This is a genomic window from Streptomyces sp. CNS606 (assembly GCF_000426325.1).
Genome location: NZ_AUFD01000023.1, coordinates 46,838 through 62,640, shown reverse-complemented (window position 1 = coordinate 62,640; position 15,803 = coordinate 46,838). Strand labels below are relative to the sequence as shown.

The window sequence follows — 15,803 nt, the reverse complement described above, 5'->3', positions numbered from 1 at the left end:
CGACCACGCGGATCGGTCAGGCGGTGATGCTGCACCACGCCGGAGACCGGGAGGAGGCCCGCAGCCGCTTCGCCGCGCTGTGGGAGGAGACCCCCGAAGCGGACGCCTTCCACCGGTGCACCATCGCCCACTACATGGCGGACACCCAGGACGACCCGGCCGACGAACTGGCCTGGGACCTGCGGGCGCTGGCCGCCGCCGACTCGCTCACCGAGGACCACGCGGCCTGGGGCGAGCACGCCGTCGAGGTGCGGGCCCTGTATCCCTCCCTGCATCTCAACCTGGCCGCCGACCATGTCAAGCTCGGCGACCCGGGCACCGCGCGCCGCGAGCTGCAGCGCGCGCGGCACGCGGCGCACGTGCTGCCCGACGACGCCTACGGCCGGGGCGTCCTCGCCGCGATCGACCGGCTCGGCCGGAGACTGGAGGAACCGGATCAGCGCCCGTAGGCCCGCTCGCAGGCGTCCTGCGGGGCGCTGCCCGCGCCCCAGCCGCCGTACCGGCGGCCGAGGTCGCACATCCCCGCGCCGCCCGGCAACCCCGGCATGTCCCCGGGCCGCAGGGCCGGGGCCCGCCGTTCCGCGGCGCCCCCGGGAGCGGGCCGCGCGGCCGGTCCGTCCGCCCCCGGCGGCACCTGCGCGGCCGCCCCGTGCTCGGCCGCTTCCCCGTCCGGTACGGCGCCGGACCGGGCGTCGACCCGCACGGACGCGCCCGGCGCCGGGGCCGGGCGTGACAGCCCTTCGTGCGGCGTGGGCCGGCCCGCCCGCGGCTCACCACCCCCGTCCGCCGCTTCCGGCGCATCCGCCGCCCGCGAAGAACCGGGGCCGGGGGACCGGTGCGGCTCCCCCTTCGCCCCGACCGTCACGCAGCCCGACACCGCCACGACGGACACGCACCCCAGCACCACGGCTCCCGTCATACGTCTCACCCCGCAACCCTGCACGTCGGCGGGGTGCCGCGACATTCCCCGGGAGAGTGAAAACGTGGGCGTCGAGGTGCCGCCGCCGGGTACCCATCCCTCCACCCCGCGGCAGCGGGGCGGACTCTCCGAACCGACCAGGAGCACCCGTGAAGATCGGCATCATCGGGCTCGGCGCGATCGCCCGCAAGGCCTACCTGCCGGTGCTCACCGCACAGCCCGGTGTCGAGCCGCACCTGGTGACCCGCGACGCCCGGGTGCTCGCCGAACTCGGCGACGCCTACCGCGTCCCTCCCGCGCACCGCCACGCCACGATCGAGGGTCTCCTCGACGCCCGCCCGGACGCGGCGTTCGTCCACGCCGCGACCCCGGCACACCCCCGGCTCGTCGGCCGCCTGCTCGACGCGGGCGTCCCCACCTACGTCGACAAGCCGCTCGCCCACCACCTGGCCGACGCGGAGACACTCGTCGACAGCGCGGAGTCGGCCGGAATCCCCCTCGCCGTCGGGTTCAACCGCCGCCACGCGCCGTGCTACACGCAGTGCCTGGAGCACCCGCGCGACCTGATCGTCCTCCAGAAGCACCGCGTCGGCCTGCCCGAGAGCCCGCGGCACATGATCCTCGACGACTTCATCCACGTCGTCGACACTCTGCGCTTCCTCGCTCCCGCCCCCTACGACCAGGTCACGGTCCACGCCAGGGTCCGCGACGGGCTGCTGCACCACCTGGTCCTGCAGCTCGCCGGGGACGGCTTCACCGCGCTCGGCGTCATGAACCGGCTCTCCGGATCGGCGGAGGAGATCCTGGAGGTCTCGGGGCAGGACACCAAGCGGGAGGTCCGCGACCTGGCCGAGGTCGTCGACCACAAGGGGCAGCCCAGCGTGCGGCGCCGCGGCGACTGGGTGCCCGTCGCCCGGCAGCGCGGCATCGAGCAGGCCGTCCTCGGCTTCCTGAACGCCGTGCGCGCCGGGCGGCCGCTGTCCGCCCGCGACGCACTGCGCACCCACGAACTGTGCGAACGCGTGGTCCGTGCGGTCGAGGAGCAGTCCGTCTGACGTGCTGACGGCCCCGGGCGGACGTCCGCCCCGGGTCAGCTCCGGCAGTGCGCCGGGAGCGGCACGGCCGTACCGTCCGCCCGGCCCTCGCCCCGCACCGCCGCCGCGTCGAGCGCCGCCGTCAGCGGCACCAGCACCCCGGCGGTCTCCGGCCGCGCCACCGGCGCGGGGATGACGACCGTTCGGGCGGCCGCCGCCGCCCGGCGCTGCCGTGCCACGTTGTCGGCCGTGAGGACGAACAGCCCCCAGCCGGTCACCACGGCGCCCAGCAGCGCGGCCACCGCACCCGGAGCCCCGTAGCGGAAGCCCTCGTCCAGCAGCAGAATGCCCACCGCCCCGGCCACCACCGGATTGACCACCGTCGCCGTGGCCAGCGGCGTGGCCAGGCCGCCGCCCCGGTACGCGGCCTGCGAGGCGGCGAGGCCGGTGACCGCGAAGACCGCGATCATGCCCAGCACCGGGACGGCCCGGGCCGGCGACGCCAGCGCCCAGCCCTCCGCGACCGCCTTCACGCACACCGAGGCCGTGCCGAAGGCGACTCCGGCCGCAGTCGCGAGGGCGATGCTGCGCAGTCCGGTGCGCCCCGTCCGGCTCAGCACCGTCGCGCAGCCGACCAGCAGCAGGACGCCGACCGCGGCGACGCCGGTCACCGCGTACTGGCCGCCCGTGCCCAGCGGTTCCGAAGCGTTCGCGCCCGTGAACAGCAGCACCGCCGCCAGGCCCAGCGTCACCAGGCCGATGCCCCGCCAGGCCCTCCTGCCGACCCGGCGCTTCACCGTCAGCGCGGCGAGCGGGGCCACGATCACGATGGTCAGCACTCCCAGGGGCTGCACGACCGTCAGCGGACCCAGCCCCAGCGCCGCCACGTGCAGCAGCGCGCCCGTGCCGTTCAGCACGACCGACACCCACCAGCGGCCGTTGCGCAGCAGAGCGAAACGGCTCGGGTCGGTCGTCGACGCGATCCGCTCCTGGACGATCGCCGCTCCCGCGTAGGCGACCGCGGAAAGGACCGCGAGCAGGACCGAGGCGGCCAGCGCGTTCACCGCCGTGCACCTCGCTCCGACCAGAAGACGTCCATACCTCCACCATGGACCCGCCGGGCCGCGAACGCGTCCTCTGGCGGTCCCGATCTCTCCTACCCCCACAGGAGTACGCCCCAGCCCCGCGTACATCCCACAGCGGACACGGGCCCCGACACCTCGTCGACGGATCGGCCCGGACCCGCCGCTAGCCCGTCCCCCTGACGTTCCTCCCCCCGACGGACCTCCCGGCTGTCGCGTTCCCTCCGCCCGCCTCAGGGTGCGAAGCAGGAGCCCGTCACGGGCACGCACGCCGAGGAGAGGCGAGGAACAGTCATGGGACGCATACGACGGCCGGTACGGCTCGCGGGAGTGCTCACGCTCTGCGCCGCGCTCGCCTCGTGCAGCCAGACGCGGACCGGCACCGACGCGGCCGCCGGCGACCGGGACGAGCAGCGGATACCCGCGGCCCGCGCCGCCGACGCGGAACCGTTCACGCTCGTTGCCTCCGGCGACGTCATCCCCTACCCCTCGATCATGCGGCAGGCCCGGCAGGACGCCGGTGGCGAGGGCCACGACTTCACCCGCATACTCGCCGGCATCCGTCCCGCCGTCGCACAGGCCGACCTCGCGCTCTGCCACATGGAGACCCCCTACGGGGACGCCGACGGCCCGTTCACCGGCTACCCGCTCTTCCGCTCGCCGCCGCAGCTCGCCGAGTCGCTGCGCGCCACCGGGTACGACAGCTGTTCCACCGCCTCCAACCACACCCTCGACGCCGGTATGGAGGGTCTGACCCGCACGCTGCGGGCGATGGACGAGGCAGGACTCGAGCACTCCGGCTCCGCGCGGTCGTCGCGCGAACGGAACAGCCCCACCCTGCTGCAGGCCGGCGGCGCCACCGTCGCCCACCTCTCCTACACCTACGGCACCAACGGCATACCCGTGCCCGACGGCAAGCCCTGGGCCGTCAACCTCCTCGACCCGCGGAAGGTCGTCGCCGACGCCCGCGCCGCACGGAAGGCGGGCGCCGACGTGGTCGTCGCCAGCGTCCACTGGGGGACCGAGTGGCAGCAGAAGCCGGACGCGCGGCAACTGCGCCTCGCGAAGCGGCTGACCGCGTCGCGCAGCGACGGGCGGCGCGACATCGACCTGATCCTCGGGACCCACAACCACGTGCCGCAGGCCTACGAGAAGGTCAACGGCACCTGGGTCGTCTACGGCCTCGGTGACCAGGTCGCCAGCTTCATCCCCTCCATGTACCGGGGCAACGAGGGCTCCACCGCGCGCTTCACCTTCGCCCCGCCCGAGCGGGCGGGAGAGCCCTGGACGGTCTCCGAGGCCGGCTTCCTGGTGACGCACTCCGACACCGGCCCGCCGTTCCGGGTGGTCCGGGCGACCGAGGACCGCTTCCCCGAGGTCCGGCAGCGCGTTCGCGAGGCCGTACTCAGCCGTGGCGCGGCCGACGACGGCCTCACCGAAACCCGCTGAACGGCACCCGCCGCACACGTCACCCGGGGCCCGCCCCGACCCGCCCCGACACCGCACCCACCGCCCGAACCCTCCGGAGATGCCGCATGCCCACGCACCACCACGGAAGAGACCGCACCCGCCGCCGCCCCCGTCACCGCGTCGCCCTCGCCTGCGCCGTCACCGCGCTCCTCACCGCACTTCCCGCCTGCGGGACGGACCGGGCCGACGACGGCGCAGCCGCGGACGGCGGCCGGAGCCGGGACGCCGCGGCGGCCGCCCACCGCGAGTCCGCAGAGGGGTTCACCCTCGTCGCCACCGGCGACATCCTGGCGCACGACTCGATCATCCAGCAGGCACGGCGTGACGCGGGCGGCGAGGGCTACGACTTCCGGCCCATGCTCGCCGCCGCCGAACCCCTCGTCTCCGCCGCGGACCTGGCGGTCTGCCACATGGAGACCGTCTACGGCGCCGACGGCGGCCCGTTCACCGGCTACCCCGCCTTCCAGACGCCGCCGCACGTCGCCGAGGCCATCGCCGCCACCGGGTACGACAGTTGCTCCACCGCCTCCAACCACACCCTGGACGCCGGCCCGGACGGCGTGCGCCGCACCCTGGACGCCCTCGACGAAGCGGGGGTCCGGCACGCCGGCTCGGCGCGTTCCGCGAAGGAGGACGCCGAGCCCGTCCTGCTGGACGCGGGCGACGCGAAGGTGGCCCAGCTCGCCTACACCTACGGCACCAACGGCATACCCGTGCCGCACGACAAGCCCTGGCTCGTCGACCTCCTCGACCCGGGGAAGGTCGTCGCCGACGCCCGTGCGGCCCGGAAGGCGGGCGCGGACGTCGTGGTGGTGTCTCTCCACTGGGGGACCGAGTGGCAGCAGCAGCCGGACACGGACCAGTTGCGCCTCGCCAAGGAGCTGACCGCGTCGCGCAGCGACGGGCGGCGCGACATCGACCTGATCCTCGGCACCCACAACCACGTGCCGCAGGCCTACGAGAAGGTCAACGGCACCTGGGTCGTCTACGGCCTCGGCGACCAGGTCGCCGGAGTGATGAACGACCCGCGCGGCAGCATGGGCAGCGCCGCCCGGTTCACCTTCGCACCGCCGCGGCGCGAGGGCGGCGCGTGGCGCGTGCGAAAGGCGGATTTCACGCCGTTCCTGATGGCGAGTGAGCCACGCTTCCGACTGGTCGACCTCACCGGCGAGGAGGCCCTCGGATCCGGCCGGCCGCAGTACACCGAGGCGCTGGACGGCATCCGGGAGGCCGTGCTCGCCCGCGGCGCCGCCGACGACGGCCTCACCATGACCCGCTGACCCCGGCCTCCTGCGCGGCGGCACGGCAGCGGCACGGTCTCGGGGCGGGGCCTCAGCGCGAGCCCTGCCCCGACCCCACGTCGCCCGCCTCGTGCGGAGTGAGCACGCCCAGCGCGATCAGGACGAAGATCACCACCCCCAGCAGCACCCGGTAGATCACGAACGGCATGAAACTCCTGGTGCTGATGTACCGCATGAACCAGGCGATGACCACGTAGGCGACGGCGAACGCCAGCAGGGTGGCGAAGAGCGTCGGCCCCCAGGACACGTGCCCCTCGCCGATCTCCGTCAGTTCGTAGAGTCCGGACGCCAGCACCGCGGGGATGGCGAGCAGGAAGGAGTACCGGGCGGCGGCCTCGCGGGTGTAGCTCATGAACAGCCCCGCGCTGATCGTCGCCCCGGACCGAGACACGCCCGGCACCAGCGCGCACGCCTGCGCCAGCCCGTAGAGCAGGCCGTCCTTCACGGTCAGGTTCTCCAGCGTCTTGGGTGCGCGGCGCGCACGGTGCCGACCGCCGCGCTCCCGCCGGGCCGCCACCCGGTCCGCGACGCCCAGGATGACGCCGACGCCGATCAGCGTGGTGGCGATCAGCCGCAGGTCACGGAACGGTCCCTCGATCTGGTCCTTCAGCGTCAGCCCCAGCACGCCGATCGGGATGGACCCGACGATCACCAGCCAGCCGAGCTGCGCATCGTGGTCCCGGCGCATCGCCCGGTCGGTCAGCGACCGGAACCACGCGGTGACGATCCGGGCGATGTCCTTGCGGAAGTAGATGAGCACGGCCGTCTCGGTGCCGATCTGGGTGACGGCCGTGAACGCCGCGCCCGGGTCCTTCCAGCCGGCGAACGCGGCCGTCAGCCTCAGGTGGGCGCTGGAGGAGATGGGGAGGAACTCGGTCAGCCCCTGGACGAGCCCGAGGACGAATGCTTCGAACCAAGACATGGAATTCCCGTGCGTCCCCGAGGTGTGCGCTGTTCGCGAGCCGGTGCGAGTCGGACCCGCGCCACTCTAGGACAGACGGTGTCACCTTCCGTCGACGGGAGGTGACGCGTGGGTGGCGGGCCGGTGACGGGTGGATGACGGGGCGGCGGTGCCGCGTCACGCCGCGTACGCGGTCGGCGGCACGCCCACCGTCGCGGTGAAGTCGCGGACCAGGTGGGCCTGGTCGCTGTACCCCAGCTCCGCCGCCAGCCGCGCCCAGTCCACCGGCCCGGAGGACTCCGCCCGCTCCAGCGCCTCGTGGATCCGGTAGCGGAGGATCACCCACTTGGGGCCCACCCCGACCTGGGCGGCGAACAGCCGTTGCAGGGCGCGGACCGACGTGCCCCCCGCCTGCGCCAGCCGGTCGACGCGCCGTATCGTGCGGTCCTCGCGCACACGCTGCACCAGCGCCATCGCCAGGTCGGCGTCCGGGAGCGGCTCCGGGCCGAGGGACAGCAGGAAGCCGTCGAGGGCCGTCACCCGCTCCGCGTCGGACTCCGGTCCCAGCACTGCGGAGGGGACGGAGGGGGCGGCACCGGGGAAGACCTCGCGCAGCCCCTCGTGCCGCCCGGTCAGGGTGGAGACCGTGCGGCCGGGGGCGAACGGGCGGAAACCGCCGGGACGGAACTGCACCCCGCACACCCGCCCGCGCCCCTCGAGTTTGCGGGTGAACAGCTCCAGTCCGATCCCGGCGACCTCGGCGTGGTCCGGCCCGCCCGAGGAGCGCTGGAAGACGACGTTCACCGAGGGGTGCGGGACCACGTGCGTTTCGTACGCCTCGTCGAGATCCCAGTCGATCAGCCAGTAGTGCTCCAGGTACGGCCGCAGCGCCGCGGCCGGCGCGTGACGGCGGAACCGGACGCGGGCGAAGAGGCCGTGCGCGTCGACGATGCCGCGGGTGTCGCGCCGTGGACCTGCCATGTCCCGATCGTAGGACGGCGTGCCCCGCCGCACCGGTGTCGCGTTTGTTCAAGCCCTTGCTCGCGCCGGGCGTCTAGCGTCGCCGGTATGGACGACACGATCAGCGACCTGCTCGAAGAGGCCGCACGCCGGGCCGTGCCCGTCGTCGCGGCGGTGCCCGACGACCGGCTCGACGCACCCACCCCGTGCGCCGACTACCGGGTGCGCGACCTGCTCGACCACCTGTTCCACGTGGTCGTGAGCTTCCAGGAGATGGCGGCCAAGCGCGACGCGGACTTCTCCGCCACGCCCGCCTACCTGCACGGCGACTGGCGGGCGCGCTTTCCGCGCGAGACCGGCGCCCTGGTACGCGCCTGGGCGCAGCCCGGCGCCGAGGAGGGCACGGCAGGTTCCATGGGGCTGCCCGCACGCACGCTGGGCGCCATGGTCCTGCTCGACCTCACCGTGCACCCCTGGGACCTGGCCCGGGCCGCCGGACTGGACTACACGGCGGGCACGGCGGGGCTGGGTGAGCTGGAGGACCTCGTCGCGCAGATGGGGTCGACCGCGCGTTCGATGGGCGCCTTCGGCGAGCCGGTACCCGTTCCCGGCGATGCGGGGCGTTTCGAGAGGCTGCTGGGCGCCGTGGGACGCGACCCGCAATGGGCGCCGCCCGCGCGGTGACGCGGGCGGGTCGAGGGGCGCGGCGGGGAGGGCCGGAGCGGAGGGCCCCGGGTGGGGGAGCGGTGGCCTCAGGCGGTCTGGGCGGCGGGAACCTTCTCCTCCGCGGCCGCCACCCGCTGGGCGTCGAGCGGCTGCGGTGCCTCGGTGGCCGCGTCGGCAGGGACGCCCGCGGCCCGTGCGGTGGCCGCCCGCATCTTGGCGCGCTTGCGCCAGGCGAAGACGACGCCGCCGACACCGGACACCGCGATGAAGCCGAACGCGACCATGAACGCCGGGGAGTTCGGCGTGCCGGCCTGGCTGCCCGCCACCACGTACGCGGCGGTGTTGGGGATCGAGCCGAGGATGGTGGCCGAGAGGAAGGCCGGCCAGCTCATGCGGGAGACAGCCGCGGTGAAGTTGGACCCGGCGAACGGAATGCCCGGAAGCAGCCGCATGATCAGCATGGTGCGGAATCCGTGCCGGCTGAGCTGCCGGTCCGCCTTGGTGAGCAGCTTGTGCTTCAGCAGCGGACGCAGGGCGTCCTGGCCGAGCAGGCGGCCCATGCCGAACGAGATGCCGGCGCCCACGGCCGTGCCGGCGAGCGCGGCGCCGAGGCCGAGTTGCGCGCCGAAGAGGGCGCCTGCCGCCAGGTTGAGGAAGGGGCGGGGGAGGAAGGCCGTCGTGCACGTGCCGTAGGCCGCGGCGAAGAGCAGCACGGCCAGGGCACCGGACAGCTGGGCGATCCCGCCGTCGGTGATGAGGCGCTGCGGCTCGAAGACCAGAACCAGGGTGGCGGCCGTGGCCAGCAGCACGATCAGCAGGCCGAAACGGGACCAGGGGGAGAGGAGCGTCTGTGCCAGGCGGGCGGGGAAACCCGCGGGCTGCGCGACAGAAAGGGACATCTCGGGGAGAGTAACCCACGACCTCGGACCCGCAACGTGACGCGGGTCACGCCCCCGATGGCCCCTGTTCGGCGTGGCGCTCTGACCAGCCCGTCAGCCCTTCGGGCGCAAGGTCCAGATGATGGACATCTCGCCCGTCGTCTCGCCGTCCTCGCGCGTGATCACCACCCGCACCGGGAACTCCGGCCGCCCGCCGGCGTCCAGCTCGGCGACGACCTCGGCGGCCGCCCGCCCCAGCTCCGCCGTCGCCGTGACCGGCCCCATGGCCAGCTTGCGGTAAGCGATCTCCGCGCTGACCGCCAGCGGCACGGCGCGGGAGAGCTGGTCGCCGAAGGCGGCCAGGACGATCGCACCGCTCGCGGACTCCGCGAGGGTGAACATGGCCCCGGCGTGCGGCCCGCCGACGTGGTTGTGGAAGGCGCTCTGGTCCGGCAGCGAGAGCACCGCGCGTTCGGCCGTGGTCTCGGCGAACTCCAGGTTCAGCGTGCGCACCATCGGCACGGTGGCCGCCAGCAGCTCGCCCCAGGACTGCGTGTCGCCCGTGGAGGGCGCGGATTCTGTCGTCATAGGCGCACATTACCACTGGGTAACTTGCTGTGGTCCGGTCGCTCGCGCCGCAACCGCCGCCGCGCCGGCCAAGCGACCGGAAACCGGGCTGCGACGTGCCCGGCACGACCCGTAGGGTTGCCGCCCATGTGGCAGGCGGACCAGCACGGCGGCGACCCCGGGACGCCGCCCGGACCAGCGAAGCGGCCGACCCGGGCGACCTGGGCCGGCCGCAACTACACCCTGCTCACCGCCGCCGCCGTCGTCACCGGCCTCGGCAACTCCGGCGCCCTCGTCGCAGCCGCCTTCGCCGTCCTCGCGGCCGGCGGCGACGGCACCGACATCGGCCTGGTCGCCGCCGCCCGCACCGTTCCGCTGGTGCTGTTCCTGCTGGTCGGCGGCGCCGTGGCCGACCGCCTGCCGCGCCACCGGGTCATGGTCGCCGCGAACGCCCTCAACTGCGCCTCGCAGGGCGTCTTCGCCGCACTGGTGATCACCGGGCAGGCCCAGCTGTGGCAGATGGCCCTGCTGTCCGCGCTGGGAGGAACCGGCCAGGCGTTCTTCGCCCCCGCGTCCGAGGGCATGGTGCTGGCCACCGTCAGCGGCGAGCAGTCCAGCCGCGCCTTCGCCTTCTTCCGCATGGGTGTCAACGGCGCGAACATCGGCGGCGCGGCCCTCGGCGGCGGGCTCGTCGCCGTCGTCGGACCGGGCTGGGTCCTGGCGGCCGACGCCGCGGCGTTCGCCGCGGCCGGACTCCTCCGCGCCCTGCTGGACCTCAGTGGCGTCCCCGAACGGGCCCCGGGGGGCGGGCTGCTCGCCGACCTGCGGGACGGCTGGCGCGAGGTCGTCTCCCGTACCTGGCTGTGGGCGGTGGTGGTCCAGTTCGCGGTGGTCAACGCCGTCGTCGCCGCCGCGGAGGCGGTGTACGGGCCCCAGGTAGCCCAGGAACACCTGGGCGGAGCCGGCCCCTGGGGTGTCGCCCTGGGCGCGTTCGGTGCGGGCACGGTCGGCGGCGCGCTGCTGATGACCCGCTGGAAACCCCGCCGCATCCTGCTCACCGGCGCCCTGTGCGTCTTCCCGCTCGCCCTGCCGTCCGCCGCGCTCGCGGTGCCGGTGTCCGCCGCGGTGCTGATCGGGGTCATGTTCGCCACCGGCCTGTTCGTGGAGGTGTTCGGGGTGACGTGGATGATGGCCCTGCATCAGGAGGTCCCCGAGGAGAAGTTCTCCCGCGTCTCCTCCTACGACTGGTTCGGCTCCCTCGCGATGGTCCCGGTGGCGACCGCCCTTGCCGGGCCCGCCGAGGAGCTCGTCGGCCGGCCGGCCGCACTGTGGTCCTGCTCCGCGGTGATCGTGCTGCTCACCGCGGCGGTTCTGTGCGTGCCCGGCGTACGCCGCCTGGAGCGCCGCACGGTCCCCCGGGACGTCGCGGACGGCACCGGGGCTCCCGGGCAGCCCGGACCGCCGCAGGCGTCTCAGCCGATGCCGAAGGAACCCTCCGGCGGTACCGGGGACGCCGCGGCCGCGTCCTCCTGAACCGGGATCGCCCCGCCCCGCAGGGCCTCCAGCTCCGCACCCGAGACGACCCGCGCGGGGAACGGATCCGCCGCCGTGCGCCGCGCCAGCAGGGGCGGCGGCAGTTCGGCGTCCGAGGCGAGCAGCAGCACGTTGCCGAACCGCCGCCCGCGCAGCACCGCCGGCTCCGCCACGACGCACACCCGGGCGAACGCCGCGCGCCACGTGGCGATCTGGGAGCCGAGGAAGCCGAAGGGCGCCGCGTCCGCGAGATTCGCCGCGTAGATCCCGCCGGGCCGCAGCACCCGCGCCGCGGCCCGGGCGCAGCCCACCGTCGTCATCTGCGGCGGCACCCGGTTCCCGCCGAACACGTCCGCGACGACCAGGTCCGCCGACGCCGGGGGAGAGGACTCCAGGGTCGCGCGGGCGTCAGCCGCCTCCACCGTCGTCCCGGCCCCGGCCGGCAGCGGCAGGAACTCCGCGACCAGCGCCGACAGTTCCGCGTCCGACTCGACGACCCGCTGCCGCGACCCCGGCCGGGTGCGTGCGGCGTAGCGCGGCAGCGTCAGACCCCCGCCGCCCAGGTGCAGCACGTCCAGCGGCGCCCCCTCGGGCCCCGCGAGATCGAGTACGTGGGCCAGCCGCCGCACATACTCGAATTCCAGGTGCAGCGGATCGTCCAGGTCCACGTACGACTGCGGCGCCCCGTCGACGGTCAGCAGCCAGGCCCGGCGGCGGTCGACGTCGGGCAGCAGTTTCGCGGTGCCGCCGCCCACCGGGCGGCAGACGGATGCGGGCTCCTCCACCGTCCCATTGTGCGGTCCTCGCTCACCCGTCGGTGCCTCGCCCCCGCTCCAGTAGGCTGCCGGGGCGGGGCGGCACCTCGCCGAGAGACGCGGAACGGGAGACATCGATGACGGAGAACGCACTCGTCATGGCCGTCGGCGGCCATGGGCCCCGGATCCACCCGGAGGCGTTCACCGCGCCCACCTCGGTCGTGCTGGGCGAGGTCGCACTGGAGGCCGGAGCGAGTGTCTGGTACCACGCGGTGCTCCGGGCGGACTGCGGCCCGATCGTGCTCGGCCCGGACAGCAACATCCAGGACAACTGCACCGTGCACGTCGACCCCGGCTTCGCCGTCAGCGTCGGCGCCCGCGTCTCCGTGGGGCACAACGCGGTCCTCCACGGCTGCACCGTGGAGGACGACGTCCTGATCGGCATGGGAGCCACGGTCCTCAACGGGGCACGGATCGGCGCGGGTTCGCTCGTCGCCGCCCAGGCGCTCGTCCCGCAGGGTCTCCAGATCCCACCGGGCTCGCTGGTCGCCGGCGTCCCGGCAAAGGTCAAGCGCGAACTCACCCCGGAGGAACGCGAGGGCATCCGCGCCAACTCCGACATGTACCTCGAACTCGCCCGCCGGCACCGCGAGGCCGCTCCCGTCCGCTGACCGCCGCCCCGCACGGCAGGCGCGCGCGACGCCCCGGCGGGCGACGCTGCGGGAAGGATCACAGGCCCGGCGCGGGGTGGGCCGGCCGCCCGGCCGCTACCGTGAGGCCGTGCGACCGATCGGTAACCTGTTCTCCGCGCTGGCCTCCCGCGCCGTGCACGCCGCGTGGCGCCGCGCCCAGCACCTCGGCGCCGTCACGGCGCAGCGTCCCGGACCGTACGCCTTCCGCGCCTTCGGCCCCCACAGCCGCCTGGCGTTTCCGCAGGGCACCGTCTTCGGCGCGCCGTGGATGGAGATCGGCGACCACTGCGTCATCGGTCAGGACGTGACCCTCACCGCGGGCATGATGCCCGGCCTGGACCTCGGCGACGACACCGTGCTGACGCTCGGAGACGGCGTCGTCGTCGGCCGCGGCAGCCACCTCATCGCCGACGCCGCCGTCACCCTGGACGACGACGTCTTCTGCGGCCCGTACGTCTACATCACCTCCACCAACCACTCCTACGACGACCCCGGCGCTCCCGTGGGCCGCCAGTGGCCGCGCACCGCACCCGTACACATCGGCGCCGGCAGCTGGCTGGGCGCGGGCGCCGTGGTCCTGCCGGGCGCCCGCCTCGGCCGCAACGTGGTCGTCGCCGCCGGATCGGTGGTGCGCGGTGAAGTGCCCGACCACGCGGTGGTCGCCGGCGCCCCGGCCCGGGTGGTGCGCCGCTGGGACGCCGCGCACGGCTGGCAGCCGCCGCTGCGCACCCCGCCGCCCGAGCCGCTGCCCGACGGCATCACGGCCGAGGAACTGCGCGCACTGGCGGCATCCGAACGCAGCGCCGCGGGCACACTGGAATGAGAACGGCCGGCGGCAGGGCGCCGCGCGGCACGGGCACCGGACGGGAGGCGCCGTGAGCGGCCGCACGCTGCGCATACTCCTTCTGGCGGCCATCGCCGTCCAGGGGTTCGCGCTGCTGCTCTACGCCGTCCAGCGTTTCTGACCCGCCGGGGCCCGCTCAGCCGGAGGCCAGCAGCACCGTGCCCACCAGCGCCAGCCCCGCCCCGGCGGTCTGCACACCGCGCAGCCTCTCCTTGAGCACGCCCCGCGCCGCCAGCGCCGTGACCACCGGATAGAGGGAGGCGAGCACCGCCGCGACGGTCACCGGACCGTGCTGCGCCGCCAGCACGTAGGTCCCGTTGGCCGCCACGTCCGCGAGGCCGACGAAGGCCAGCGCGGGAAGCTGGGAGCGCAGTACCGGCACCCCGCCCTCGGGCAGCGCGGCCGCGCCGCGCCGCATCTGCACCAGCAACGCCCCGCCGCCGACCGCGATGTTGCACAGCCGCTGCACGAACAGCGCGAGGAACAGCCCGGTGATGCTGGTCGAGGCGTGCTCGATGAGCGCCATCACCGCACCGAAACCGAACGCGGAGACCAGCGTCAGCAGCAGCGTCTGCCGCTGGACCGGGGCGCCGCGCAGTTCCGGGCCGCCGGCCAGCACCACCCCGGTGACGGCGACGAGGATGCCCACGGCCTGCGTCCAGCCCGGGCGCTCGCCCAGGGCGAGCCCGGCGCCGACCGGCACCACCACGGCGAGCGAGGCGAGCGGTGAGACCACACCCATCGGTCCCTGCGCGAGCGCCTTGTAGAAGGCGAGCATCGCCACCGGCCCCACCACGCCGGCGGCGACCGCGAACCACAGCTGCGGGCCCCACTCGCTCCAGCCTCCGGTCGCCACGACCACGGCGCCCAGCACCAGCGCGGCGAGGGTCTGCGACACGACGACGACGGTGAGGGCGGACATGCGCCGGGTCAGCAGCCCGCCGCCGAAGTCGGCCAGCCCCCACATCAGGCTGGTCGCCAGCGCCAGGGCTGCGGTCATGACGGCACCTCGCAGTACAGTGTGGTGAACGATCGGGTCCAGCACACCGTAGTACAGCAAGCTGGACTCTGTCATGCAGAATAGTGGACCACGACTGGACTGGACGGTGCGCCCGCACGTGACGGACCTCGACCACCTCACGCAGTCCCTCGCCCGCAACCTCAGGCGATGGCGGCAGGAACGCGGCTTCACCCTGGACGCCCTCGCCGCCCGGGCGGGCGTCAGCCGGGGCATGCTCATCCAGATCGAACAGGCCCGCACCAACCCCAGCGTCGGCACCGTCGTCAAGGTCGGCGACGCGCTCGGCGTGAGCATCACCACCCTGCTGGACTTCGACCGGGAGCCCCAGGTCCGCATCGTCCCGCCGGACCAGGCGGTGCGCCTGTGGTCCACGGACGCCGGGAGCCACAGCACCCTCCTGGCGGGAGCCGAGGCCCCCGGCCCTCTGGAGCTGTGGCACTGGCGGCTGATGCCGGGGGAGGGCAGCGCCTCCGACCCCCACCCCCAGGGGACGACGGAACTCGTCCACGTCACCGCCGGCGAACTCACCCTGACCGCCGACGGCGAGGACTACCTCCTGCCCGCAGGGACCTCGGCGTCCTTCGAGTCCCACGTACCGCACGGCTACCGCAACGACGGCACGCAGCCCGTCGAGATGACCATGGCCGTCGCCGTGCCCCCGCCCCGCTGAAGCCTCCGCCCGTCCCGGCCGCCTGTACCCCACCCGGGCAGGAGGGCCCCGGCGTGCCGTCGACCGAGAGCGGCGGCCGCGTTCAGCCCAGGCCGAGCCGCGGGATCTCGATGGCCGGGCACCGGTCCATCACCATGTCCAGCCCCGCCGCGCGCGTCCGCTCGTACGCCGCCTCGTCGACCACGTCCAGCTGGAACCACACGGCCTTGGCGCCGGCCGCCACCGCCTCGTCCGCGACCCCGCCCGCGAGGGAGGAGTTCACGAACACGTCCACCACGTCCACCGGGAACGGCACGTCGGCCAGCTTCGCGTACCCCGGCTCGCCGTGCACGGTCTCCGCCCGCGGATGGACCGGCACCACCCTCTTGCCGAACCGCCGCAGCACCTGAGCGACGCCGTAGGCGGCCCGCGAGGTGTTGCCGGACAGCCCGACCACCGCCCAGGTGTCCCCGGAGGAGGTCAGGACGCGCCGCATGGTCTCCGTCTCGCTGCTCATGCCGTGCACAACCC

Annotated in this window: 18 protein-coding genes; 9 read left to right on the top strand and 9 right to left on the bottom strand. The window is 74.6% G+C overall.

Annotated features, from left to right (window positions below; all coding sequences use genetic code 11):
* The first annotated feature begins 26 nt into the window (after positions 1 to 26).
* Entirely contained in the window at positions 27 to 449 is a 423-nt protein-coding gene (locus K304_RS29500) for a hypothetical protein (RefSeq protein WP_078529259.1), read from the top strand.
* Here K304_RS29500 and K304_RS33400 read toward each other — a convergent pair.
* Positions 437 to 703, bottom strand: coding sequence for a hypothetical protein (locus K304_RS33400; protein WP_158687352.1), 267 nt, complete (start codon positions 701 to 703; stop codon positions 437 to 439). The two genes, K304_RS29500 and K304_RS33400, sit on opposite strands and share 13 nt — an antisense overlap.
* A 365-nt stretch (positions 704 to 1,068) precedes the next feature.
* Here K304_RS33400 and K304_RS0117090 point away from each other — a divergent pair, with 365 nt between their 5' ends.
* Complete coding sequence (locus tag K304_RS0117090; protein ID WP_027764759.1) at positions 1,069 to 1,974, top strand: Gfo/Idh/MocA family protein; 906 nt, start codon at positions 1,069 to 1,071, stop codon at positions 1,972 to 1,974.
* Positions 1,975 to 2,009: 35 nt separating this feature from the next.
* Here the strand turns inward: K304_RS0117090 and K304_RS29495 are convergent, their stop codons facing one another.
* Positions 2,010 to 3,017 carry a DMT family transporter gene (locus K304_RS29495; protein WP_051308545.1) on the bottom strand — a complete coding sequence of 336 codons (1,008 nt, stop codon included), beginning with the start codon at positions 3,015 to 3,017 and terminating at the stop codon, positions 2,010 to 2,012.
* Positions 3,018 to 3,329: 312 nt separating this feature from the next.
* Between K304_RS29495 and K304_RS0117080 the strand changes: the two genes are divergently transcribed.
* Together K304_RS0117080 and K304_RS29490 are read left to right on the top strand one after the other, a co-directional pair.
* Positions 3,330 to 4,484: a CapA family protein gene (locus K304_RS0117080; RefSeq protein ID WP_027764758.1), complete on the top strand. Its 1,155-nt coding sequence runs from the start codon at positions 3,330 to 3,332 to the stop codon at positions 4,482 to 4,484.
* A gap of 86 nt (positions 4,485 to 4,570) precedes the next feature.
* Entirely contained in the window at positions 4,571 to 5,785 is a 1,215-nt protein-coding gene (locus K304_RS29490; protein WP_051308544.1) for a CapA family protein, read from the top strand.
* Between the two features lie 52 nt (positions 5,786 to 5,837).
* Here K304_RS29490 and K304_RS0117070 read toward each other — a convergent pair whose 3' ends face one another.
* Both K304_RS0117070 and K304_RS0117065 read right to left on the bottom strand, forming a co-directional pair.
* Positions 5,838 to 6,728 (bottom strand): undecaprenyl-diphosphate phosphatase, encoded by an 891-nt coding sequence (locus K304_RS0117070; protein WP_027764757.1) that lies wholly within the window; start codon positions 6,726 to 6,728, stop codon positions 5,838 to 5,840.
* Positions 6,729 to 6,884: 156 nt separating this feature from the next.
* On the bottom strand, positions 6,885 to 7,688 hold the full coding sequence (locus tag K304_RS0117065) for a helix-turn-helix transcriptional regulator (protein WP_027764756.1): 804 nt from the start codon (positions 7,686 to 7,688) through the stop codon (positions 6,885 to 6,887).
* Positions 7,689 to 7,775: 87 nt separating this feature from the next.
* Between K304_RS0117065 and K304_RS0117060 the strand changes: the two genes are divergently transcribed.
* Positions 7,776 to 8,351, top strand: coding sequence for a TIGR03086 family metal-binding protein (locus tag K304_RS0117060; RefSeq protein WP_027764755.1), 576 nt, complete (start codon positions 7,776 to 7,778; stop codon positions 8,349 to 8,351).
* A 68-nt stretch (positions 8,352 to 8,419) separates the two neighbouring features.
* On the opposite strand, the gene K304_RS0117055 is transcribed toward K304_RS0117060, so the two are convergent.
* Both K304_RS0117055 and K304_RS0117050 read right to left on the bottom strand, forming a co-directional pair.
* On the bottom strand, positions 8,420 to 9,232 hold the full coding sequence (locus K304_RS0117055) for a VTT domain-containing protein (protein WP_027764754.1): 813 nt from the start codon (positions 9,230 to 9,232) through the stop codon (positions 8,420 to 8,422).
* A gap of 93 nt (positions 9,233 to 9,325) precedes the next feature.
* Positions 9,326 to 9,799 (bottom strand): DUF4442 domain-containing protein, encoded by a 474-nt coding sequence (locus K304_RS0117050; RefSeq protein WP_051308543.1) that lies wholly within the window; start codon positions 9,797 to 9,799, stop codon positions 9,326 to 9,328.
* Between the two features lie 126 nt (positions 9,800 to 9,925).
* Between K304_RS0117050 and K304_RS29485 the strand changes: the two genes are divergently transcribed.
* Entirely contained in the window at positions 9,926 to 11,311 is a 1,386-nt protein-coding gene (locus K304_RS29485; protein ID WP_051308542.1) for an MFS transporter, read from the top strand.
* Here K304_RS29485 and K304_RS0117040 read toward each other — a convergent pair.
* On the bottom strand, positions 11,251 to 12,096 hold the full coding sequence (locus K304_RS0117040) for a fused MFS/spermidine synthase (RefSeq protein ID WP_027764752.1): 846 nt from the start codon (positions 12,094 to 12,096) through the stop codon (positions 11,251 to 11,253). The genes K304_RS29485 and K304_RS0117040 overlap by 61 nt on opposite strands.
* A 107-nt stretch (positions 12,097 to 12,203) precedes the next feature.
* Between K304_RS0117040 and K304_RS0117035 the strand changes: the two genes are divergently transcribed.
* Both K304_RS0117035 and K304_RS29480 read left to right on the top strand, forming a co-directional pair.
* Complete coding sequence (locus K304_RS0117035) at positions 12,204 to 12,737, top strand: gamma carbonic anhydrase family protein (RefSeq protein ID WP_027764751.1); 534 nt, start codon at positions 12,204 to 12,206, stop codon at positions 12,735 to 12,737.
* A 109-nt stretch (positions 12,738 to 12,846) separates the two neighbouring features.
* The gene (locus tag K304_RS29480) at positions 12,847 to 13,581 is read left to right on the top strand and encodes an acyltransferase (protein ID WP_037790811.1); all 735 of its coding nucleotides are present in this window, start codon (positions 12,847 to 12,849) and stop codon (positions 13,579 to 13,581) included.
* A gap of 157 nt (positions 13,582 to 13,738) precedes the next feature.
* On the opposite strand, the gene K304_RS0117020 is transcribed toward K304_RS29480, so the two are convergent.
* Entirely contained in the window at positions 13,739 to 14,602 is an 864-nt protein-coding gene (locus K304_RS0117020) for a DMT family transporter (RefSeq protein WP_027764750.1), read from the bottom strand.
* A 118-nt stretch (positions 14,603 to 14,720) separates the two neighbouring features.
* Between K304_RS0117020 and K304_RS0117015 the strand changes: the two genes are divergently transcribed.
* Entirely contained in the window at positions 14,721 to 15,293 is a 573-nt protein-coding gene (locus K304_RS0117015) for an XRE family transcriptional regulator (RefSeq protein ID WP_027764749.1), read from the top strand.
* An 82-nt stretch (positions 15,294 to 15,375) separates the two neighbouring features.
* On the opposite strand, the gene K304_RS0117010 is transcribed toward K304_RS0117015, so the two are convergent.
* The gene (locus K304_RS0117010) at positions 15,376 to 15,789 is read right to left on the bottom strand and encodes a CoA-binding protein (protein WP_027764748.1); all 414 of its coding nucleotides are present in this window, start codon (positions 15,787 to 15,789) and stop codon (positions 15,376 to 15,378) included.
* Positions 15,790 to 15,803 lie beyond the last annotated feature (14 nt).